The organism is Clostridiaceae bacterium HFYG-1003, assembly GCA_024579835.1.
In the GTDB taxonomy this organism is placed as follows: domain Bacteria; phylum Bacillota; class Clostridia; order Clostridiales; family Clostridiaceae; genus JG1575.
In genome coordinates this window covers 2,992,735-3,015,935 of record CP102060.1, presented here as the reverse complement: position 1 = coordinate 3,015,935, position 23,201 = coordinate 2,992,735, and the positions used below count along the sequence as shown (strand labels likewise).

Sequence of the window (23,201 nt, the reverse complement as noted above, 5' to 3'; positions counted from 1 at the left end):
ATCTACAGTGATTGTATCAGTGCAAAGCCCGTTTTAAAATGGCTCCCGCAAGAAACTGTACTGGTCGGTCCCGGCAGCCCACCACCCGGAGACTGTCCTGTCTCCAGGCTTTGTCAATGTGTCCTCTGCCCGATCCCCTGGTTGAACTTCTGACACAAGGAAAGCCCGAACGGGAGGGGATCCGTTCGGGCATTGAGTCAATTTAAGAATTTTCGGATTTTCCAGGCTTGGGGGCCCAGGCATCAGTCTACGGTTGTACGCAGAGTATCGCTTCTGTTGCTAACTTAGTTGCCGTTGGAGTTGGAATTTCCATTTGAATTGGTATTTCCGTTATTGCTTCCGGGATTCACGGTTCCGTTCTGAAAACCGCGGCCCCGATTATTCATCCGTCCGCCCAATCCAGGCATTCTGCCACGGCCATTGCCCTGCGGTTTGTTATACATCATGCCGCCGCGACCCTGGCCGGTCTTCAGCTGATCGAGGATCACCTTGGCTGCCTCATCCGTCTGCGCATTCTTCAGGTCTTCCATCTGTTCCGCCATCCAGCTGTCTTCCCAGCGTCCTTCGAACAGGTTCCAGTCATCGGCTTCCGTTCCCAGAATGGCCTTGATCTTCTCCTGTGTCGGAGCCAGCTTGGTCTGGATCTCTTCATGCACGCCGGTGATGGAATCCCATGCAGCCAGAACATCAGTCTTGCTGCCGGCATCAATCGCGGTTCTGAGCGCTTCATGCAAAGTGTTCAGCTGAGCCTGATAGTCAACCTTAATGTTCTGCGCTTCTGCCCGGAGCAGATTCAATTCTTTTTGCTGTTCTGCCGTCAGATCGGAATTGAAGCCGAATCCTCCGCCGAAACAGCCTCCGCCCATGCGGCCAAAGCCTTTCATCATACCGAAGAAGCCTCTGCCGAATCGGGAGGACGGTGTCTGCTCGGTCTGAGTCGATGGCTGAGTGGATGGTTGGGTATTGGTGTCATCCGCCATGGCCCGGAGGCCAAAGCCAGCACCTGCAACCAATCCCGCGGCCAGTACGAAGCTAACAATTTGTCTTTTGTTCATTTGTCATTTCTCCTTGTTTATGTGTTGGATCAGAATGAGATCTGATTCCGTCGTTATTGGGGTAATGTTCCTTTGTTCTATGGTTTCATTATGAGGCATCCGAATCCTGAATACTATCGCCAAACCTGGGCTAAATTGTGGCAAAATAGTGGGATCCAGCAGAATGACCGCCGAGGAGGTCATTCTGCTGGATCCCATTGTGTCCGGTTCAGCCGCCGAACGAAGGATTCATTTTTTACTCTATTCAGCCTTTGATGAGACATCCTCGGTTTTATCCAGCATAATGTTCAGCACTTCAATATCCGTCTGCTTCATACCTTTGGCCGCAAAACGGCCAATGCTCCGGATGGTCTCTTCTATATCCTCTTTCAGGAGTCCCTCGCCGGCTTTGAAGCTGCGATTGGTTTTGGCCATCTCAAATCCGGTAATGCCGGCATCCACGGCCGAGGCGATCTTGGCGGCACAGGAAGGTTTGGCACCATCACAGACCATGCCGGAATCGATCATCAGGGCGTTGGCCACCGTCTGATAAATCAGATCCCGGTTGGACGAGTCGTGGAGATAAGCAATGCCGGCTCCTGCTGCGGCCCCCGCGCTGGTCACGCCGCAGAAGGCAGACAGTCGGCCGATGTAGCGCTTGATATGGAGGGCCGTTAAATTCGACACGAGCAGAGCCCGCATTGTTTTTTCCTGATCCGCTCCCATTTCCCGGGCATATTCCATGACGGGCAGCGAGCAAGTGATGCCCTGGTTGCCGGAACCGGCATTGATGACCACCGGCAGGGCACAGCCGCTCATTCTGGCATCGGATCCGGCAGCGGCTTTCGCCCGGGCCCGGGTGCGGATGTCATTGTTTCCGGACAGAAGAATCTTTCCGATGGATGATCCAAAATCCTGGGTCAGGCCAGCCTGGGCAATGGCTGCGTTAAGCTTCATCTGATTTTCCAGCTCGGTCCGGATTTCTTCCAGGTCCACGGTGTCGGCATAATCCAGGATCGCCTTCATGCTCAGGTCATCGTAAAGATTCTTCTCCGATTCCCGGCCCAACACCTGGGCTTCCATGAATTCCTCACCGTTTAAGGAGATCCGGACAATGTTGTTGTGCTGGTTCATAATCTCCACAATCACCTTATTGCCTCTGGCATCTTCCATATGGATCTCAATATTCAGGTTGGGAACGCCTTCCTTCAGATGCACCCGGATGACGTTGTCCGCGATGAGCTGTCTAGCCGTCTCCAGATCCGTCTCGGTTACACCTGAGAGAACCTCGAGCCCCAGATCCGCTTTGCCGCCGACGATTCCCAAAGCAACCGCGGAATCAATCCCCTTCATTCCCTGGGAATTCGGTACTGTGACGCCCATAACATTTTTAATAATATTTCCACTGCAATAGGCATCTACCGATGCCGGTATGGATCCAAGCACCGCCCTTGCCCTGGCACTGGCCAATGCCACAGCAATGGGCTCGGTACACCCCAGAGCGCAAATAAGTTCATCCTTGAGGATCTGAGAAAATTTATGCATGTACTGCCTCCGTTTTTCGTTTCATTCCGCACCATGTTGACATTCTTTTCACTCATATTATCCACGAACTACCCTGAAAAGACAACCATTCCACAAGAACCAATAAACTATAAAAACCGGGCCGTTACGAAACATCGCAACGGCTCGGCGGGCTTTCTGAGAAATCGCATATTGGATTGGAATGGGGCTTTGATTTGCTGTCATCCATATTTTCTTGGTTCGTGGCATCCATGCGCCAACGGTTTTCGCGAAATATTCCACGCGTGCCCATCGATGAGTCCCTGTATTCCCTAATTTTCCTGTCTTTTTTTGCGATCCTTGCGTTTGACAAAGGAATACAACAGTAATATGACCCCAATCGTCAGCACGGCGGATATAAAATAAATGACAATTTCCGGTTTCCGGAGCTTGTCCTCAATCTCAATCAACAGAATCGAAAGAAAGATCAGGAATAATCCAATTGTTATTCCGTATTGCTTTTCCATCAAATGGATCACTCCTTTTCTCAATTATTTAGCTTTAACTAAATTATACGGAGAAAAAGTGTGAATGTGGTGGATGGCCTGTGAAGGAACTATGGCTATTCATTGAAATTCCCACTGCCTAGTGACGAAACCTTTTTTGAAAACGTCTAAAGGATGCCTTCGCGCTTGAGCACTTCCAATCCCTGGTTTTTCAGATTCTTCAAACTGCCGTGGTTGTAGATAATATAGTCGGCAAACCGGTGGTTTAAATCCTCCCTGGTCTGCCGGTGGTGAGCCAGCCGCCGCCGGATGTTTTCCACCGAATCGCCCCGCCGGGCCATCCGCTTCTTGATCAGAGTACGCGATACCTTCAGATAAAGAACAATGGTGTCTTCCGGATACAGCTCCTTGAAACGCTTGACTCCGTTGATATCCAGCGAGGCATAGGCACTCTGCCCGTCGCCGACCTTCGCCTCTACCTCTGCCCGGGTTACGCCGTAATAATGACCGGAATATAAGGATTCCTCAATGCGGTCCGCAGCCAGAAATTCCTCTTCCGTCACAAAATAATAGCTGATCCCATCGATCTCGCCTTCCCGCGGGGGGCGAGTCGTGGTGGAGACAATTTCCTTCAGCCCCAGTTCGCCAAAGTAGTTGCCCAAGGTGGTTTTCCCTGAACCGGAAGGTCCATTGATGATGATGATCATGTTGTTCACTCCCGCTAAAATTATTATTCCATTGCAGCCCGCCCTGTCTGTTCTCTATGCAATGCAATGATCAAACTGAATGGACCATTCAGTCTTTGCTTCATTATATCATTGCGCCTGCCCAACCGGGTGGCTTGATTCATTATCGCCAGGCATTCCTTCATTCCCCTCGAAGATCAACAAAGAGCCTTCCTTGAATTATTTAAAGGCTGCATTATTTTAAAAAAATGATAATTACTTTGAAAGATCCCAAAGCTCTTCTGTCATTGTGCCTTCCAAACAAAGCAATATCGAAACGCTTCAGTGAAATTAACACTGATCGCACGCTGCGGTAACGTGAACGAACTGTTCCTATACATTGCCAACCCCCACATCGCCTTGTAAAGTGGACTTGATAGACTTAGTAAGCAATGATAGGAGAATACCAAGATGAGTCCCATGGAAGACCTGCGCGGTTTACTCGACGAATTGAACTACCTGGAGGATCCGGCCATTGGGAGCTCCCGCTGTTCAGCTATGGCTTTATATGCTCACGTTAAAAATTATGTGCAACATGTATGATGTCGAAATCAGACAGGAAGCCTTCAAGTGATTATTGAAGGGGCAAAAATACAGCTGTAGCACTACAGCATCAATAGCTTAATAAAAGCACAGACGCCTTGCAAACACTAAGTTTGCTGCTCTCTGTGCTTTTTAAACTGTAAAAGTCGGGTCGCGATGGCTCTGCCCTTCGATCGGATCGCCCTAATTTTCGATGGTTATGGCGGGAGTTATACCCACCATCGGGGAACAAGGCTCTGGCCATTGCAAATCCGTTGGATTTCATCAGCTGCTGTCAAAATATGGTATAATAATAACGTATTTATTTTATTTTTCACACGATTGAACAGGAGTTGATGATTTTTGGGTGATCCCAGCAGTTCGGGGCAAGCGATTCTGCTTGCTGTTGTACTTGCACTGATTCTTATTTCCGCCTTTATTTCACTGGCTGAAACCGCCTTTCTGAACATGTCCAAGGGAAAACTGCGTTATCTGGTGGACGAAGAAGTCCGCGGAGCAGATAAGCTCAGCATTCTGCTGGAGGACCAGGAAAGTGTTTACCGGACCATGATTGTAGGGAATTCCATCTTCAATGTTGCTGCCTCCGCACTGGGCACCGCATGGTTTATCCGTCAGAAACCGACTGGCCACACGACCTACGATCTGCTGATCGGCATTGCGGTCATGACAGTGGTGGTTCTCATCATCGGTGAAATCCTGCCTGAATCCATCGGCCGGCGGCATCCCGAGAAAGTCTCGTTATTCTCCATGGGGCTGACGAAGGTTTTCCTGTTTATACTGCGCCCCTTTGTGGTGATCTTCTATGGGATCTCAGGCTTAATCCTGCGTCTGTTTGGAATTAAGCGCCGGCCCGAGGAAACGGGAATGACAAAGGAAGAGTTCAGGAACATCGTGGATGGCTCGGTGGAAGAGGGTCTGCTGGATCTGGAAGAAAAAGAGATCATCGAAAATGTCACGGAATTTGGGATCCTTCGTGTCAGCGACATCATGACTCAGCGCTACGACATGGTGGCACTGGATCTGGATACGCCTTACGACGAAGTGGTGGATATCATCCGACGGGAGAAATATTCCCGCATCCCGGTGTATCGGGACAACACCGACGACATCGTAGGCATTCTCAACGTGAAAGACCTGATGTTCACTCAGAACAGTCCGGGGTTTTCCCTGCTGGACTATGTCCGCCCGGCATTCTTCACCTATGAATTCAAGCTGGTGCAGGAACTGTTCCGCGAAATGCGGCGGGAGCGCACCCACATCGCGGTGGTTCTGGATGAATACGGCGGAACCGTCGGCATCGTCACCATCGAGGACTTCCTGGAAGCCATTGTCGGGGAGATCGACGACGAGTATGACGATGAGCCGGAAAGCGCCATTGATAAAGTCAGTGATTCCGCCTATGAAATGGACGGCATGATGAAACTGACCGATATTAATGATGAACTGGGCTTTGAGATCGAATCGGAAGATGTCGATACGATTGGCGGCTTTATCATTGAACTGCTGGGGAACTTCCCCGAAGAAGGCCAGATCATCCCTTGGGAGAATCTGGAGTTCACCGTCACCGAAACGGAAAAGAATCGGGTCAACCGCGTACGGATCAAAGTCCTGTCGGAAATGACCCCGGAAAATAAAGCAAAGGATTAAGGGGACCGGCCGGTCCCTTTTTCAATCAGAGGATGAAGACTACACCAAACCAAACACCAGGATCAACTAAAGATCAAACACCAGGATCAACTAAAGATCAAACACTGACCGATGCTGACCACCAGCCATTCATGACTGAGGCTTTGGCCCATGCGCAACTGGCGCTGGAGCAGGGTGAAATCCCGGTGGGCTGTGTCATTGTCCGCGATGGGGCAGTTATCGGACGGGGTCATAACGAAAAGGAAGGGCGCAAGGACCCCAGCGCCCATGCTGAGGTGCTGGCCATCCAGGATGCTGCCCGCCGCATCGGCGACTGGCGCCTGAACGGCTGCGTGCTCTATGTAACCCTGGAACCCTGTCCCATGTGCGCCTCACTGATTACCCAGTCGCGCATCCGGGAAGTTCATGTGGCACTGCATGAAGTCCAGTCCGGGGCACTGGGTACTGTGCTGGATCTGACCCATGACCCCTTAAACCATATCCAGCTGCGGGTAAAGTGGGATTACCGCTCCGAAGCCGAAGCTCTGCTCGATGAATTCTTCCAGAGCAAAAAACGAAAACCGGGAGGAACTGGCGATGAGTCTGAGCGTCTTTGATCCGGACCGCGGAACCTGCTTTAGGGAAGCGGTCTCCGGGGAAGGGTTTCTCAAATACCTCTACACAACCGGCTCCGGCCGCCTCACCCTGGAAGCCCTGGTCAAGCGAAAACTGTTCCAAACCATCGCCGGAGCTTACTGCAGCAGCCGCTGGTCCAGATCTTCCATTGAAGGTTTTGCTGCTCAGTATGGCATCAACCTCCATGAAGCAGTGATCCCCCAGGACGGGTTTCGCCATTTCAACGATTTTTTTGCCCGGCGTCTCAAGCCGGGAACCCGGCCCTTTGATCCGGCGCCCCATGTCCTGATTTGTCCGGCTGATGGACGGGTCCGGGTGGAAACCGCCCTTGATCCGTCGTTGCTGCTGCAGATCAAGGGAATGACCTATCCCATGGATGAACTGATCGGTGAGGATGCCTCTCCCTGGCGAGGCGGCACCCTGTTTACGATCCGGCTCAATCCGACGGATTATCACCGGTATCATTACCCGACCACCGGGGTCGATCTGGGATCCCGAACCTTCCCGGGAGCGTACTATTCGGTCAATCCGATGGCGCTGGCGAGGATTCCCCATCTCTACCTGAAGAATCATCGTCAGGTGACCAAACTGGCAACAGACCGCTTCGGAACCGTCCTGTTCATTGAAGTGGGTGCCACCTCGGTCGGCTCCATCCACAACAGCCACGGTGAGGGTCCTTTTGCCAAAGGGGATGAAAAGGGCTGGTTTGAATTCGGCGGATCCACCATCCTGCTGATTATCCCGCCTCTGCCCCAGGGATCTCTGAAGATTCGCGAGGATCTGCTCCGGCAGTCTGAACTGGGCATTGAAACCCTGCTTCGAATGGGCTCTTCTCTGGCACAGATCGAATGACAAAACCTCCGGTCCACACATGGATCGGAGGTTTCACTTTGTTCGATCAATGAAAATAATGAAGAGAAGTACAAGTCCTGAAATCAACGAGTCCGATTATTTGCGATCCCCTTGAAAGCGGTTGCGGATCCGGTCAAACCATCTGGTTTTTTCCTGTGTTGCCGACGTTGAGTCAACCATATGTACCAGTTCATTGTAGATTTTCAGAGTCAGGCCGGCTTCCGGAATAATATAGTAGAGATTGTCGGCCTCTATGATACCGATGATTCCGTTAAGCCGCTTGATGTTTTCTTCCCGCACCAGAGATGCGTTCTTCAGTGTGAACCGAAGCTTGGTGCTGCAGCGCTTCAGACCGGTTACATTCTGTTTCCCGCCAATGCTGTCGAGCAAGGCCTGTGCGATCTCCCTGGCTGATAACGACATGTTACATCCGCTCCTTTGTAGAAATCTTTAAAAATTCCAGCAGATCCACCATCGTTTCCTGCCGGGTGATCTCCCAGAACAGGTCATGGCGGGCGCCTTCGTAAAAGCGCAGATAGATTAAAGGCAGACCGGCACCGCTCAGGGACCTGGCCAGTTTGGCCGCTCCCTTGCCAAAGTTACCGATCCGGTCCTGTGTACCTGAAATAATAAGGATCGGCAGATTCTTTGACAGTCTGGCCAGCTCATCCTTGCGATACCAGACCGAAAGTCCTTTGGCGAGGCTTTTCATGAACTCGTGATCCACCGGAAAACCGCACCGCGGATCTTCCTCATACCGGGCCGCCTCGATGGGATCACTGGTCCGCCAGTCGGTTCGGGCCAGATGAATGCCCGAAGCAAACCCTTTGAGAATCATCTGGTACAGAGCCCGTTCGGCTCCTTTTCGTTTCTTCAGGTGGCTCAGCAGCGTATTGGAAGCCAGGTGCGCCCGCTCCAGAAGAATGGGATTGCGGTCGTTGGTTCCGGACAGAATCAGTCCGTCCCAGCGCGTCTTATCCAGTTCTGCCGCCCGCAGCGCAAGAAAAGATCCCATGGAATGTCCCAGTAAAATCACCGGAACATCCGGCAGTTCCTTCGCAATTGCCTCCCGGACTGCATGAATTCCGCCCAGCAGCAAACTCATGGCATCGCCGGACACGCTTCCCAAACTGGGTCCGGTGCTGCCGTGACCAGGATGGTCATGACCCCAGACTTCATAGCCGTAATCATTTAAAAATGAGGCCAGTTCCTCGTATCGTCCCATATGTTCTGAAATGCTGTGGATAATCTGGACCACTGCCTTGGGCTGACCCGCTTCGTATTGCCAACGGTATGTTGCAAGGGGCAATTCCCCTAAATTTACTTCCACTTTCATCATTTGATCACTCCTGTCCTCTATTATACTGGACAGTTATGAATTAGTTTTATGTTATTTATCGTCATCAAAACTTAATGTTTTGCGAAAAACATTTCTATATTGCTTCGGAGCCCTCAGTGCGCCATTTCCCGAGAAATTCTCCTTAAGACCGCAACAGATCCTGTAATTGTATCGTTCAATTCAATTGCATTCAATCTCATTTATTGTTAAAATCATGCTATCCTTAACAAATGTTCGGAGGTTAATAATGAAGAAAATCATAAGTGCAGTTTTACTCGGCGCAATGCTCACCGCTTGCAGCCCGGCCGCTCCTGCCGGACCCCAGACCAAAGAAGTTACCGTAAAGGGAATGTACGACGGACTGAAAGTCAAAGTCACCGCTACGGCAGATAAGATCGAAAAGGTTGAGGTTGTTGCCAACAACGAGACTCCAGAAGTTGCTGGCGAGGCTCTGAAGAGCATTCCCGCCAAGATCATGGAAACCAATAAGATAACTGTTGACGCAGTTTCAGGTGCAACCATGACTTCCACCGGAATCAAGACTGCGGTCGAGCAGGCTCTGACCGAAATGAAGCTGGATGTTACCAAGTTCAAATAAGTCAAAAAAAATCAGCCGCAGGGCTGATTTTTTTTCTTCTCCGCTCTCTTTCCTGTTTTCTTCCCTGTAATCTTCGTTTCCTTCCTCCCTGCTTCCTTTCTTGTTATCTTCTTTTCCTTCTTCCTTGTAATCTTCCTTGCTTTCTTCCCTGAGCCGTGGAGTCATGCACTGGTATACCGCGGGGTTCAAATCAGTGCGAGGGTAAGGAATTTGGACTTTGTTTTTGTGCAGAGTTGAATTAAATCCGATTCACAGGATTGAGGAACCAGAATCCGTACGGCGATCAAAAAATTTTTCTGGAACAGACTCGATCTGCAGTCCAGTGGTTTCTGCCGTTGGCCCAACATTAGTTTGCTTTGGGGCAGAGTGATTCGACAAGGAATTATACGAAAGTTGGGTTATAATGCCGGGTTGAATTTTCGTTATTGAACCGGTTTCGCTTTACAAATCAAAAAAAGTGCGATTTAATGGTAAGTGTGAGTGAGTAACACTCTGGAGGTAATAACATGATTTCAATGATGGAGACCAGAATTAATCTGTAAACGACAAAACCCGGGCACGATATGCCTTTTTTGTCATGCAGAAAATTCGGGAGACATCGCTGTGATCCTTGTTATGCACCTCGCTTTATTTTTTGTGCAATAAAGCTATCGTTTGCATCTGACATGGTCATGGGAACTCCCATGGCCTTTTTTGCATGCCTGGAGATCCGTGCCAGCCCTTTTTATCCAAAATTTGACAGTCAAGGAGGACAGTATTCGTGAAAATTAACCTGAAAGACTACATCGCACTATTAAAAAAATACCTGGTTAAGGAAAAGAAAGGCTTGCTCGCGCTCTTTCTGATCCTGATCCTCAATGTTCTGGTTGAAACCGCCAAGCCGCGTTTGCTGGGCGAATTCATCGACCAGGTCGTAACGGATGTTCCGCTGGCCAGTATCTATGGCCTGGCCGTCCTGTTCCTGGTTCTGACGGCTACCAAGCAGGGGATCGGCATTGCCATCGCCTGGCTGACCCAGAACATCGGGTGGCGGGCCACCAACGGCCTGCGCATTGATCTGACAAGCCACACCATGGACCTGGATATGGCCTTCCACAAGCGCTTTACTCCCGGTCAGCTGGTGGAACGGGTGGACGGGGACATCAACTCCCTGTTCGGCTTCTTCACCACCTTCATCACCGGAATCGTCATGAACCTGTTCATGATGGCCGGCGTCTTTGTCTACTTCTTCTTCATCGACTGGCGCTTTGCCCTGCTGTACATGGGTGCGACCATCCTGGTCTATCTGTACATGATCGTCATGGGCAAGAAGATCGATGAGACCTCCGAACACCTGAGAGAGGAAGAATCGAACCTCTACGGCATCATCGGAGAAGCAATCACCTCCGTTGAAGACATCCGCACCCTGGATGCCCGACCTCATCTGATGAACCGGATGAACGCAGTGCTCCGACGCCTGTTCAAATGGTTCAAGCGTGATTTCATGTTCGGCTTCGGTGCCTGGGGCTATGACGAGGCCGTCCTGTGGGGCGTTGAATTCATCGTCGTCCTCTTGATGGCAAAGATGGTATTTGCCGGGGAACTCTCCATCGGTACCGCCTACCTGATCAACCGGCTGGGCGAACTGATCATCATGCCGATCCTGAACCTTCGGGAAGAACTGATGTACATGCAAAAAACCGATGCCTCCATCCGCCGGATCCGGGAAATCCTGTCCGAAAAGCGGGATTTATCCTCCGGCACCGAAACGGTGACGGCCAATACAGGCGGCATCGAACTGGACCATGTTCATTTCTCCTATGAGGACAATGAAAAGGTCATCGACGATGTGACACTGCGCCTGGAGAAAAACAAAATTCTTGGGCTCCTGGGACGGACCGGCTCCGGCAAAACGACCCTGGCCCGCCTGATCGTGAAGCTGTACGATCCCAGCGAAGGTACCGTTTATCTGGACGGCACCGACGCCCGCCGCCTGTCGGACGAGACGCTGCGTCGCAAGATCTCCTACGTTACCCAGGAAGTTCAGCTGTTTAATACTTCGGTGCGCGACAACCTGACCCTGTACGATCCTTCGGTCACGGATGAAAAGATCATGGCCACCATTGACCGCATCGGCATTCGCGACTGGTTCAACAAGCTCCCCGAGGGACTTGATACCAAAATTTCGACGGAAGCCCCCTTCCTGTCCACCGGCGAACTCCAGCTCCTGACCTTCATCCGCGTCTTTTTAAAGGAACCGGAAATCGTCATTCTGGATGAGGCCACCTCACGGCTGGATCCCATCACTGAAAAATATCTGGAGAAGGCCTTGAACACCCTGCTGGAAAACCGGACCGCCATCATCATCGCCCACCGTCTGAAAACTGTTCTGCGGGCCGATGAAATCATGATCCTGGAAGATGGCCGCATCCTGGAGCAGGGCGCTACAGCTCAGCTGACCCAGGATCCTGACTCTCACTTTGCCAGACTGCTTCAGCGCGGCCTGGAGGAGGTACTTATATGATAAAATCAAACACCCGATCCAATACCGGAAATATGATCCGGGGAATCCGCATCTTCATCAAGCAACTGCCCCAGGTCAAGGGCATTTATCTGATCAACCTGTTTGGCTGGACGCTGCTCTATGTCACGATGCTGGTTCCCGGCCTCATGTACCGCAATTTCTTTACCTATCTGGAAACCGGCGAAGCCTATGACCGCGGCCGGGTCCTTGGCATCATGCTGCCCCAGATGCTCAACGCCCTGCTTCGCATCAGTCTGATCATCGGAGTCGGCTATTTTCTGGCGCTGCTTCTGTTCAAGGCCAATTACGGCATGAAGCAGAACCTGCTGGACATGATCCTGACGGAACGCCCGGAAAAGAACAAATTCTCCATGGGTGAGGCCATCAACTCCATCAAGGAGGATCCGATGCATGTCACCTTCGCCCTGGACAATTCACTGGATTTCTTCGGCAAGCTCATGTACAACATCGTGGTCTTCTTCATTCTGCTGGCGGTGGACGCCCAGCTGACCATCCTGCTCTTCCTGCCCCTCATCGGCATTGCCTGGGTGGCCAACGTCATGAGCAACCGCATCATCAACAACCGGAAAAAGTCCCGCAAAGGCTCCGCTCTGGTTTCATCCCTGCTGGGTGACCTGTTCAACAATATCCAGGCCATCAAAGTGAACGGCGCGGAGCGAAGCGTCATCGCCCGCCTGCTGGAATATGGCGAGATCCGCCGGAAAGCCATGGTGAAGGACAGCCTGATTCAGGAACTGCTGTGGAACATCTCCAACAATATTTCCGGAGTAGGCACGGCCCTGATCCTCATCGCCGCAGCCGGAAAAATCCGGGCCGGCACCTTTTCCACCGCCGACTTTGTCATCTTCAACTACTACATCTGGAATGTAATCTCCTTCTTTGAATGGGTCGGACGCCAGGCCGCCCGCTTCCAGCAGAGCACGGTCTCCCTGGACCGCATGCTGGAAATGACCGGACAAAGCGATGACCGCTTCCTGTTCGATGTCAACCGGTTCAACCTGAAAAATCCTCCCTCTGCCATTACCGAACAGCCCCTGGCAGAACCTTTGAAGGTCCTGAGTGTGAAAAACCTGACTTCCACCTATGGGGGGGAGAATGGCGTAAGTGATATTTCCTTCGACCTCCCGGCCGGAGAGTTTCTGGTCATTACCGGGCGCATCGGTTCCGGCAAATCCACTCTCCTGAAAACTCTGCTCGGAGTCAAATCAAAAGATTCCGGCGAGGTGCTGTGGAACGGACAAGCTCTGCCCATCGAACAGGGCGTCATTCCCCCGCAGTTCAGCTACACCTCCCAGACCCCGTCGCTCTTCTCGGAATCCATTAAGGACAATATTCTGCTTGGCCATGAGCGTCGGCCGGAGGTTCTGGAACGAGCGTTCTCAGATTCCGTTCTCAATGAGGACCTGCAGCAGTTTGAGCAGAATGCTGACACCCTCATCGGCACCAAGGGCGTCAAACTGTCCGGCGGACAGAAACAGCGCGTCGCCATTGCCCGCATGCTGGCCCATGAAGCGGAAGTCTTCGTCCTGGATGATGTTTCCTCGGCACTGGATGTCGACACGGAGCTGAAACTCTGGGAGCGCATCGGTCAGCGCCATAAAACCCGCATCGCCGTATCCAATCGGCATGTCTGCCTGAAGAACGCGGATAAAGTACTGGTTCTCAAGGACGGTAAAATGGAAGCCTACGGCCCGCCTGGACAACTCTTATCCACATCACCTGAACTGAAAGCGATCTGGGGCGAGGAGGTGGTACCCCATGATGGAACTCCGACACCTGAACGTCCATAAACCGGACGGCACAGAGCTGATCAGCGACATCAGCTTCACCATCAATCCCGGAGACCGCATCGCCATCATCGGCGAGGAGGGCAACGGAAAATCAACCCTGCTCCGAATTCTGCTGGATCCCACCGGCGGCAGTGATTATTTTACCGTCACCGGGGAGATCCTGCATGATGATGTGATTACGGGCTATTTGCCGCAGCATCTTCCGGCCGAATGGTTCGATGCCATTCCCGCTGACTTTCTGCTGAAAAGCACACCGGACCAGATCCTGCAGCCGGAAGACTACAACCGGCTGACCCTGTTCCATGAACTGGCAGATTCCCTGCATCTACCCACCGCCTTCCTGACCCAGGACCTGCCCATGGCAAAACTGTCCGGCGGGGAGCGGGTCAAGCTGCAGCTGCTGAAACTCATGGGCACCCCGGCCGGGCTCCTGCTGCTGGATGAGCCCACCAACGACCTGGACCTGGCAACCCTCATATTTCTGGAGGAGTTCATTCTGCGCCAGAAAATGCCGGTGGTCTTTGTCAGTCATGACGAAACTCTGCTGGAACGCTGTGCCAACCGGATTCTCCATCTGGAGCAGGTCAACCTGAAAACCAAACGCCGATTCACCGATTACCGCGGCACTTACCGGACCTATGTGGAAGAGCGCCTGCAGGGATACGAAAAAACCCTGCAGCTGGCCCGGAAGGAAAAAGCCGAGTACCTGGAAAAGAAACGACGGCTCAATGACATCATGAATGCTGTTCACCACGCTCAAAACGCCATTTCCCGGCAGGATCCCGCCGGCGGCCGGCTCCTCAAAAAGAAAATGCATGCGGTGAAGTCCATGGAACGACGATTTGAAAAAGAAAGCTACACCAAAGTGGATCACCCGGAGGAAGCCATCGATGTCTTCTTCCCGCCAACCGACCTGCCCCCGGCCAAGCGAATCCTGGAATGGAATCAGGCCACCCTGGAACTGCCCCAGCGGACGCTCCTGGTGCCCTTTGACCTGACCATCCTGGCCCGCGATAAAGTAGTCTTCACCGGAAACAACGGGACCGGCAAGTCCCTGCTCCTGGCAAAAATCTATGAAGACCTGACCCGGCGCGGCGATCTCAACATCGGCTACATGCCCCAGGATTATATGAAAGGCCTGGAAGGCTTCCCCACCGGCCTTGATTTTCTGGCACCTTCCGGCCACAAGCTGGACAAGGAACGCGCCCGCGAACTCATGGGTGCCATGAAATTTACCCGGGAGGAAATGCTCCGGCCGCCGGCCGAACTGTCCGACGGACAAAAAGCCAAACTGTTCATCCTCCATTTCATCAAAGAAGGCAAACAACTCCTCATCCTGGATGAACCAACCCGCAACTTCTCCCCTCTGTCAGCCCCCGTGATCCGGGAGATCCTCTCCGACTTTACCGGCTGCATCATCAGCGTCTCCCATGACCGACTCTATATTGCCAACGTCTGCGACCGCCAGCTGAACCTCGCGGACCAGTTTCTCACTGAGCTTCCCTGAACAGCAACCAGCCAGAAAGTCTCCCGTGGAATGATTATCCATCTCAAGATGAACCTGTGGATCATCGTTTCATTAGTCGATTGGAAATTAATCTGCTTATCGTAAACCAGCCATGTGCTGCTGTATAAATAGCACTATTTACTAATGGTCTATCCAAAATCCCAACGTAGTTTTTAGAGCACTGCATTTTTTTTGTTGGTGAGTAATTGGACTGCCCCCCCAAACTTGGATTGAGTAATCTATGTTGGGGGGGTTATTCTTTCAGCTTAATAATATCTTGAATCTAAGTGAAGGGTTATTGAATACCTGTCTGGTACTGCAAGCTCAATTTCATTGGCAAAAACCATGGTTTACCTGGATGTAAGGAGTCGGGCAAAATCACATGAATCGTTTGAGATCGACGGACTGAAGCTGTCTCGTTGAAATCACTCCTGCGTAGAGAATCAAAAAGTATATGCTTTAAAAATGAATGAGGCAAGCGAAAACTATTACCCAGAAATCGCTGAAGAACTTAGAAAAAACAGGGTCAATCACAAAACCTGTGGGATTGATCGAATAGATCAATACCTCACGCCGACATAACATTTGATAATAGGACGAGCCCCGCGCTATGATGGAATTGCATCTTGGCGGATGTACAAATCCAAACACAGCGGAGGCTCTGAATGAATTATACACAGGATGAACAAGCTAATACAATCACTGATTACCAAAATTATCTGCACATCCCTTCGTCTCTTATTGGGTTTACTAATACGCATAGTTCACAGCATACTGCCGTTTCCGGTAAAAGTGTGATCCAGTTTCATGGAGTCCTCAAGCTAGATGACACCGATCGCGCCTGCCCCAACTGCGGGGGCTTCATGCACATTAACAATACGTCCTCATGTAGTCTTTGGCACCTGAACTTCGGGCACACTTATACTTCCCTGGAATTCGACAAGAATCAATTACTGTGCCCAACCTGCGGGATCACCAGAGTCCAACAGGTGCCCTTTCAGGCACAAGGTCATCGGATCTCGCAACCACTTTTGCAATACACTAGGGATCTTCTCGCCATCGGAACCTACAACCTCAAGCAAGTCGCTGAGATTACTGGTCTTGGCAAGAACACAGTCAAAGCGATCGACTTGAAACGCCTGGAGGAAATGTACACCCTGGACGGAAAGCTCACCAAGCCCCAGAGGCAGGCAAAGTACCTCAGTATCGACGAATTCAAGCTTCACCGAGGCCACCAGTACGCCACCCACATCATCGACATAGAGACGGGCCATATTCTCTGGATTGCCCACGGCAAGCGCAAGCAGGTCGTCTATGACTTCATTGAGCACGTCGGTCTTGAGTGGATGGACGGGGTTGAGGCAGTCGCCTCTGACATGAACTCAGATTTCCAAGAAGCCTTTGAGGAAAAGTGCCCTCATATCCAGCCGGTCTTCGACCACTTCCACATCGTCAAAAACTTCAATGACAAAGTAGTCGCTGAAGTGCGCAAAGACGAGCAGAGACGTCTCCAGGCCGAGGGCGACTACAAAGCCGCTGAGTCCCTCAAGCGGACCCGGTATATCCTGATGTCATCCCGGGAGACGCTGCAGCGCAAAGACCTGGAGGCTGTGCAGGGCAAGCCCTTGTCCAAAGGCGGCACTCTCTTCCCAAAGGCGATGATTACGCGCTGTCCAGGCAGTGAGGAGAAGTACGACCAGCTTATCCAGGACAATCAGCTTCTGCTCACGTTGGATCTCATCAAAGTGATGCTATCGGAGGCTTACAAGGCCGCCAGTGAGCCGGAGATGGCCGTTCTGATAACTGAGATCATGGAAGTATGCTATGCTTCGAGAAATGACCACCTACGCTGGTTTGGGCGCCTGATGGACCGACACTTTGAAGGGATCATTGCATTTGCGACCTACCGGATCTCTAACGGTCAGATCGAGGGGATCAATAACAAGATCAAGACACTACGACGCCAAGGTTATGGCTATCCAGACGATGAATACTTCTTCCTCAAGTTATTCGATATGAGTCGTAAAACTTACGTAAGGAATCCACCATCCCACAGAATTTATGATTGAGCCAAAAAACAGCTAAAGTCTGATCCCCCGCAGGCGTAATAAGTACAGTGAAGATAACTATTCCTGGTCTTTGTGGTTCCTTAAGGCGGCCAGCAAAAAACCAGTGATCTCCAAAGAGAGAAAATCCATTCAGCAAATAAGCTCAAACATCAAACGAAACCGAGCTGAATGCGATCAGAGGAGTTGAGGCAAAAATATACCAAGTATCAACATGAAAATATCATGTTGATCATCCAGACTGAATGCCTGAAACAGTTGAGAGTTATAAGGACCTAAGAGTAAAGAAGTCCAAGCAGGAGTCACCACAAACTCCGAGAATAATTCTCACTTAAAATTGATCCTCGCTGCAGTTAAGTTGGAAATCGACATATATACTGGCAGACCCAATGGAACATGCCGGCTCCAGAAAAAAGTGACCTGGAAAAGATCCTGGTGATCCGCAAAACACATCCAAACTAGGGCTTGTCTCCGCAGCTATGCCGCACTGAGGCATCAGTTGATCGACATTCTGATGGATTATTCAGCGACCGGAATAATCCATCAGAGTCCCTGATCGTCTCATTTTCAATGCAGCCGATTATTATAAGTTTATTTAATTCTCTATTAATTTACGTTAGTGTAAAGTTACTGTAGGTCGAAAATGAAAGAGAATAAGCCCAAGTGCTAGAAAGTTAGTAACAACCAAAAACAAACTACACGAAAGGACTTATTCTCATGCCTATCTTAACAGATTTCAACTCAATGTTCACCACTCTCAGACAAGGTTTTGATTCAAGAATGGCAAGCGGTACTCTCACCATGGATCAAGTGGTACAGGAGACTCACGAGCTGACGGATCGGATTGCCCGTGAGCAGATCCAGGATTATGTTCAGGTACTCGATGAGCGCCTGAGGAACTCACAGTTACGGAAAAAAGACTACACCATCGAACGGCGCTATCAAACAAAAACCATCGCTACTACAGCCGGACCTGTGGTCTTTGGCCGGACGTACTTTCGGGATAAAAAGACCAATCACCATGTGTGTCTGGTGGATCGTCTTCTGGGCCTTGAGCCCCATCAGAGAATCAGCCGGGAACTAGCCTCGTGTCTTCTCTCCAGTGCTAAAGATATTTCTTACCAGGGGACGGTGGAGCGCTATGCAAGCAGCGGAATTACCAGCCGCACTACGGTAATGAATCTGGTCCATCGACTGGGGAACATTGAGTCTTCTGAGGGACCCCTGCCTCAGAAAAAAGTGGTATCTCGGATCTATATTGAGGCCGATGAGGATCATGTAGCTATGCAGGACGGTTCCAATCAGCAGATGCGGCTGATCTACGTCCATGAGGGGCAGCAGAGTGTCGGGAAGAGACGCAAGGCCTTAATGGGTGTACGTCGATTTGCAGGCTTCTACAAGGGCAACTCGGATGAACTGTGGTACGAAGTGTTCGATTACCTGAACTCGGCTTATGAAGTGGATAAGATCGAGGAAATCTCCTTATCAGGGGATGGGGCGTCCTGGATCAAGATGGGTGCCCAGATTCTGCCTCGATGCAAGCTCTATCTGGATAAGTTCCACCTGGAAAAGGCCCTGCGCCAGGCGGCAACGCCGATTGATTCCTACAAAGGGACAAAGGATGAATATTACTGGTACCTCAAAGACGCCATCAGCATGGACTCCCTTGAGGACATCAACACATTCTTCGAATCAGCAGCGGGATTGCCGCTTAAAAAGACCCAGGAAAAGAAGTTAGGCGAGATGAAAACCTATCTTTTGTCCAACTGGGAATCGATCCAGAACGCGGCCAAGTCGGGCTATCAGGGCTGCAGTGCGGAAGGGCATGTCAGTCATGTGCTTTCCTCACGGTTATCTTCACGCCCGATGGGGTGGAGCACAGTAGGTGCTGAGAATATAGCGCGCATGCGAGTTTTCGTCCTCAATGGCGGGGATCTCATGGGCTACTTCGCTGCCAAAGAGAAAGAAAAGAAGAAGGAAGCCCGACTTTTGAGGCTGGAAAAACGGATCGTGAAGAAGAGCCGGGTCTACCCGGTAAAACAAGGTTCAATCAGCTATGCAACGCCTCATTTTGGGTGGTATAAATCGTAAAACCCGGGCTACTTGGAATCCGCACGGCAGGCTTATTCAGTTTTTGAACCGAAAGTAAGTTGACACTATCTTAATTTACAGTGTTTCTTGAAATACAAAGGTGATTCAGTTATTATTATAAAGGAGTAAATGATTTCACACTGTCAGGTAACAAAATGGTAATGAAACACAAACTGGATGAAACCATCTATATCATCGGAGAATCGAGAACACATATGGATAATGCCATAACGGTGATTTATAATTCTTTCTACGTTGGCTTCATCGTTGATGTCAGAACAGATATGATTGTCGATGCAGGATGCACTCATACGATTCAAATCACTGAGGAATTCTTGAAAGAAATATTCATTGGAAGAAATATCCTTGATTTTGAATCCCTGGAACGTGAAATCAAGCGGCGTTACCATGGGACTTCACAAAAGGCTGTCATTGTTTCGTTCAAAGATGCCATCAAGAAGTATCAGGATGTAAAAATTAAATTCTATCAGTAATCAGGTTCATTGAACAACTTCGCTGCTTTATTTATAGGATGCAGTCCAACCACTGTATTAGAGTAAATAAAACCCGGCATTAAAAACAATGTTTTGTTTTTTTGCCGGGTTTTTTGTCGTTTTAACCTGCCTGCCGGTTTTTTCTACCGCTTGTGATACTCGATCATTTACATCAATTAATAGGAGGAAATCATGAAAATCACAGCCATTCGAATCGGGGAAATTTCTGTACCCTTGAAAACCCCGTTTAAGACCGCATTAAGGACCGTCCACAGTGTGGAGGATATGATCGTCGAGATTCATACAGATACCGGCCACATTGGCTACGGAGAAGCCCCGCCCACCGGTGTGATCACCGGAGACACGAAAGGGGCCATTGTAGGTGCATTGAAAGATCACATCATCAAGAGCATTATCGGAATGGATCTGGAGAATTTTGAGGATATCATGAAAAAACTCGATAAATCAGTGATCCACAATAATAGTGCGAAAGCGGCTGTGGATATCGCCCTGTACGATCTTTACGGACAGCTCCACCATGCACCTGTCTACAAGTTACTGGGCGGGCACCGCAAGGAGATCATCACTGACATTACCATCAGTGTTAACGAGCCTGAAGAAATGGCCCAGGACAGCCGGGATGCAGTCAAACGGGGGTTTGATACTCTCAAGATAAAAGTCGGCAAAGATCCTGCCAAGGATATTCTTCGGATGAAAGCGATCCGGGAGGCAGTGGGTTATGATGTCAAGCTGCGAATCGATGCCAATCAGGGCTGGAAAGCCAAGGAAGCGGTCAAAGTCCTCCGCAAAATGGAAGACGAGGGTCTGGACATTGAATTTGTCGAACAGCCCGTCATTGCTCATGACATCGACGGCCTGAAGTATGTCACAGACAACATCTCCATTCCCGTCCTGGCCGATGAATCAGTATTCTCACCCCGGGATGTACTGACCATTCTTCAGAATCGGGCGGCTGATTTTGTCAACATCAAACTGATGAAGACAGGTGGCATCCACAATGCTCTGAGGATCTGCTCCATTGCGGAGGCATATGATGTCGAATGCATGATTGGCTGTATGTTGGAAGCGAAAGTCAGCGTCAATGCTGCGGTGCATTTGGCAGCCGCCAAATCCATCATCACAAAGATCGATCTGGATGGTCCGGTGCTCTGTAGTGAAGACCCCATTGACGGCGGATCCATTTTCAATGAATCCAGGATTACGGTCAGTGAAGAACCAGGTTTTGGAATCCGGAGAATCAATGGTTTGAAATATCTCGATTGAACCAAAACGCGGGCAATAGAACTCCCGACGTATGGAAAGCGGATCTGTACAAGTCAGTGCGGAAATAAAAATGAATGAGATGTCGGCATTTATTGCTATATGGCAGGGTGCCGGATGTTTAACACCATTTCAATAAGAGGTGATGAACAAAAGTCCTCAACAAGCTTAGAGTACGAACATAAAAGCAAATGATACTGTGCAATACATCAACAAGAGGAGAACGTATATGGAATTAACACTGGGTAGTTGGTCAATCATCAAGGAAACATCACTGTTGGCTCTGATCCCGCTTCTGGCTTATCTTATCATGGTATTCAGAAACAAATCGAACTTGTCGGGATTGGTGGTGGGGGTCATCGTGGCCGCGGTACTCACCGGGCAAAATCTTCAGAATCTGGCAGGGATCTTCAATGCAGCTCTGGGCTCTTTCCTGGGGACCATCGGAATTATCATAATGTTCGGAAGCGGTCTGGGATATCTGATGAACAAGGCCAAAGTAAGTCACACCCTTGTTTACTGGATCGTCAAGCAGATCGGTGTCGACTCAGAGAAGAAGGGAATGTTGGCGATCATCGTATCCTCCATTGTCATCTGCGGCCTGCTGGGCACCCTTGCCGGCGGCAATGCCGTCATTGCGCCGGTGATCATCCCCTTAGTCGCAGCCGTCGGACTGACTCCCACTGCAGTTTCAGCGCTCCTTCGCGTGGCTGGTGAAGTTGGTCTCATCATGGGACCTCTGACCGGGGTTACCATTGCCACCATGGGCGTCACCGGATTATCCTATGGGAAACTCATGCTCTGGGCTGTGATCCCGTTCAGTCTGGTCTGGCTTGCAGCCACCTGGTTTGCTGTTTTGAGGATACAGAAGAAGTACAGAGGCATCGAAGTGTATGAAATCACCGAAGATATGGTGGATTTGAGTAACATGGAGATCACAGCAAAACAACAACGCACTTCCGTATTATTCATTGTTTCCTTTATCCTGTTAGTGGCATATGGCATTTTAGCGAAACTTGGAACGAGCTATGCGATCATCGTCATGTTGGTATTGTCAGTGGTCATCGCAATCAGCAGCCAAATGGCTATGGATGAAGCGGTGGAAGAATTTGTCAGTGGTGCAGCCAAGATGACAGGAATGTTTCTGGTCTTCATCTTTTTTGAAGCGATGTTCAGCATGATCAATCTGGGCGGAGGCTTTGAGGCGCTGGGCAGTTTGCTGACCAATCTGGTATCCGGAGGCGGCAAAGCAGTAGTTATTATCATTGCCTCACTTGTTGGTGGATTCGGCATCGAAGCAGCAGCAGTCGCAGAGATCAACATCGTCCATGAGATGTTCATCAACTTGGTCACCAGTGTGAATCTCCCAATGGAAATCTGGGCCACCGCGATCCTCGCAGCCACCAGAATCACGGGATCCCTGTATCCCACAGCCAATCTGGCCGGACAACTGGGGATCGCCCGGGCTACAAATATGAAAGAAGTCCTGAAAGCCAGCTGGATCGGTGCTGCTGCTTTATGGGCATGGGTTATCATCTGGGCGTTTGTCGGTCCAATGCTGATCGGTTAGCTATTGATTGGATCTTGTCGAAAATCGCAGTTTATTGAGCTGCGATTTTTTACCTCCATTTCAAATACCACCGACAGACTGGAAATTGATCCTGCCACTTGGATTCTCCGAAATGGCATACAGATAATTTCAGGATTTTTAATTGTGATGGCTTAAAGCATTAGAATAGTAAGGAAGGTTTTTTTAGTAATTCTAATATTCAATCCATGTATTTTAATATTAAAATCAGTCTAATTCAGAGTTATATCCAATTTCAAGCCCACCCCCCTTTTGAGGGACGGAAAATTGAGAAATAACTCGAAGGATAAAATGAAGATAAAAAAATTTAAATCTCTTAATGATAGGAAACCTACCACTTCATAACCTCTCATCAATAATTCACCGTTTCTGCCCGATGAAATTAGATCAGAGATCAGACAGCCTGTTCTCACTGTTTTCTTATGAGCTAATAAGAAAATGGCTACTGTACTGACGGAAATTACAGGCCAGTTAATGGCGCAGATTTTCCCTCCTTAA

The 23,201-nt window shown here is 50.1% G+C and carries 18 protein-coding genes; 12 read left to right on the top strand and 6 right to left on the bottom strand.

What is annotated here, in order from left to right:
• Positions 1 to 284: 284 nt before the first annotated feature.
• The 4 genes from NQU17_13480 to NQU17_13465 all read right to left on the bottom strand — a co-directional run bounded on the left by NQU17_13480 (position 285) and on the right by NQU17_13465 (position 3,750).
• The gene (locus NQU17_13480; GenBank protein UUM11632.1) at positions 285 to 1,055 is read right to left on the bottom strand and encodes a hypothetical protein; all 771 of its coding nucleotides are present in this window, start codon (positions 1,053 to 1,055) and stop codon (positions 285 to 287) included.
• Positions 1,056 to 1,295: 240 nt separating this feature from the next.
• Positions 1,296 to 2,579 carry an L-serine ammonia-lyase, iron-sulfur-dependent, subunit alpha gene (locus NQU17_13475; protein ID UUM11631.1) on the bottom strand — a complete coding sequence of 428 codons (1,284 nt, stop codon included), beginning with the start codon at positions 2,577 to 2,579 and terminating at the stop codon, positions 1,296 to 1,298.
• A gap of 290 nt (positions 2,580 to 2,869) precedes the next feature.
• Entirely contained in the window at positions 2,870 to 3,064 is a 195-nt protein-coding gene (locus NQU17_13470; GenBank protein ID UUM11630.1) for a hypothetical protein, read from the bottom strand.
• 146 nt (positions 3,065 to 3,210) lie between these two features.
• A complete protein-coding gene (locus NQU17_13465) occupies positions 3,211 to 3,750 on the bottom strand; it encodes a hypothetical protein (protein ID UUM11629.1) in 540 nt (179 codons plus the stop codon).
• A 903-nt stretch (positions 3,751 to 4,653) separates the two neighbouring features.
• Here NQU17_13465 and NQU17_13460 point away from each other — a divergent pair.
• From NQU17_13460 to asd, 3 genes are read left to right on the top strand one after another with little or no spacing between them, the layout of a single operon-like run.
• Positions 4,654 to 5,958, top strand: a complete 1,305-nt coding sequence (locus NQU17_13460; protein ID UUM11628.1) for a hemolysin family protein — start codon at positions 4,654 to 4,656, stop codon at positions 5,956 to 5,958.
• A 32-nt stretch (positions 5,959 to 5,990) separates the two neighbouring features.
• Positions 5,991 to 6,554, top strand: coding sequence for a nucleoside deaminase (locus NQU17_13455; GenBank protein UUM11627.1), 564 nt, complete (start codon positions 5,991 to 5,993; stop codon positions 6,552 to 6,554).
• A complete protein-coding gene (gene asd, locus NQU17_13450; protein UUM11626.1) occupies positions 6,535 to 7,425 on the top strand; it encodes an archaetidylserine decarboxylase in 891 nt (296 codons plus the stop codon). Before NQU17_13455 ends, asd begins: the two co-directional genes overlap by 20 nt.
• A 96-nt stretch (positions 7,426 to 7,521) precedes the next feature.
• On the opposite strand, the gene NQU17_13445 is transcribed toward asd, so the two are convergent.
• Positions 7,522 to 7,848 carry a PTS transporter subunit EIIB gene (locus NQU17_13445; GenBank protein ID UUM11625.1) on the bottom strand — a complete coding sequence of 109 codons (327 nt, stop codon included), beginning with the start codon at positions 7,846 to 7,848 and terminating at the stop codon, positions 7,522 to 7,524.
• A 1-nt stretch (position 7,849) separates the two neighbouring features.
• Positions 7,850 to 8,764, bottom strand: coding sequence for an alpha/beta hydrolase (locus NQU17_13440; protein ID UUM11624.1), 915 nt, complete (start codon positions 8,762 to 8,764; stop codon positions 7,850 to 7,852).
• A gap of 247 nt (positions 8,765 to 9,011) precedes the next feature.
• Here NQU17_13440 and NQU17_13435 point away from each other — a divergent pair, with 247 nt between their 5' ends.
• The 9 genes from NQU17_13435 (at position 9,012) to NQU17_13395 (ending at position 22,685) form a co-directional block, all read left to right on the top strand.
• Positions 9,012 to 9,362 (top strand): FMN-binding protein, encoded by a 351-nt coding sequence (locus NQU17_13435; protein UUM11623.1) that lies wholly within the window; start codon positions 9,012 to 9,014, stop codon positions 9,360 to 9,362.
• 760 nt (positions 9,363 to 10,122) lie between these two features.
• Positions 10,123 to 11,865, top strand: a complete 1,743-nt coding sequence (locus NQU17_13430) for an ABC transporter ATP-binding protein/permease (protein ID UUM11622.1) — start codon at positions 10,123 to 10,125, stop codon at positions 11,863 to 11,865.
• Positions 11,862 to 13,676, top strand: coding sequence for an ABC transporter ATP-binding protein/permease (locus NQU17_13425; protein UUM11621.1), 1,815 nt, complete (start codon positions 11,862 to 11,864; stop codon positions 13,674 to 13,676). The genes NQU17_13430 and NQU17_13425 overlap by 4 nt, the downstream gene beginning before the upstream one ends.
• Entirely contained in the window at positions 13,645 to 15,183 is a 1,539-nt protein-coding gene (locus tag NQU17_13420; protein UUM11620.1) for an ATP-binding cassette domain-containing protein, read from the top strand. The genes NQU17_13425 and NQU17_13420 overlap by 32 nt, the downstream gene beginning before the upstream one ends.
• A gap of 665 nt (positions 15,184 to 15,848) precedes the next feature.
• Complete coding sequence (locus NQU17_13415) at positions 15,849 to 17,252, top strand: ISL3 family transposase (GenBank protein ID UUM11619.1); 1,404 nt, start codon at positions 15,849 to 15,851, stop codon at positions 17,250 to 17,252.
• Between the two features lie 714 nt (positions 17,253 to 17,966).
• Positions 17,967 to 19,340, top strand: a complete 1,374-nt coding sequence (locus NQU17_13410) for an ISLre2 family transposase (GenBank protein ID UUM11618.1) — start codon at positions 17,967 to 17,969, stop codon at positions 19,338 to 19,340.
• Positions 19,341 to 19,501: 161 nt separating this feature from the next.
• Positions 19,502 to 19,834: a DUF3870 domain-containing protein gene (locus NQU17_13405; GenBank protein ID UUM11617.1), complete on the top strand. Its 333-nt coding sequence runs from the start codon at positions 19,502 to 19,504 to the stop codon at positions 19,832 to 19,834.
• Positions 19,835 to 20,026: 192 nt separating this feature from the next.
• On the top strand, positions 20,027 to 21,118 hold the full coding sequence (locus NQU17_13400) for a dipeptide epimerase (GenBank protein UUM11616.1): 1,092 nt from the start codon (positions 20,027 to 20,029) through the stop codon (positions 21,116 to 21,118).
• A 226-nt stretch (positions 21,119 to 21,344) separates the two neighbouring features.
• On the top strand, positions 21,345 to 22,685 hold the full coding sequence (locus tag NQU17_13395) for a TRAP transporter large permease subunit (protein ID UUM11615.1): 1,341 nt from the start codon (positions 21,345 to 21,347) through the stop codon (positions 22,683 to 22,685).
• The last annotated feature ends 516 nt before the right edge of the window (positions 22,686 to 23,201 follow it).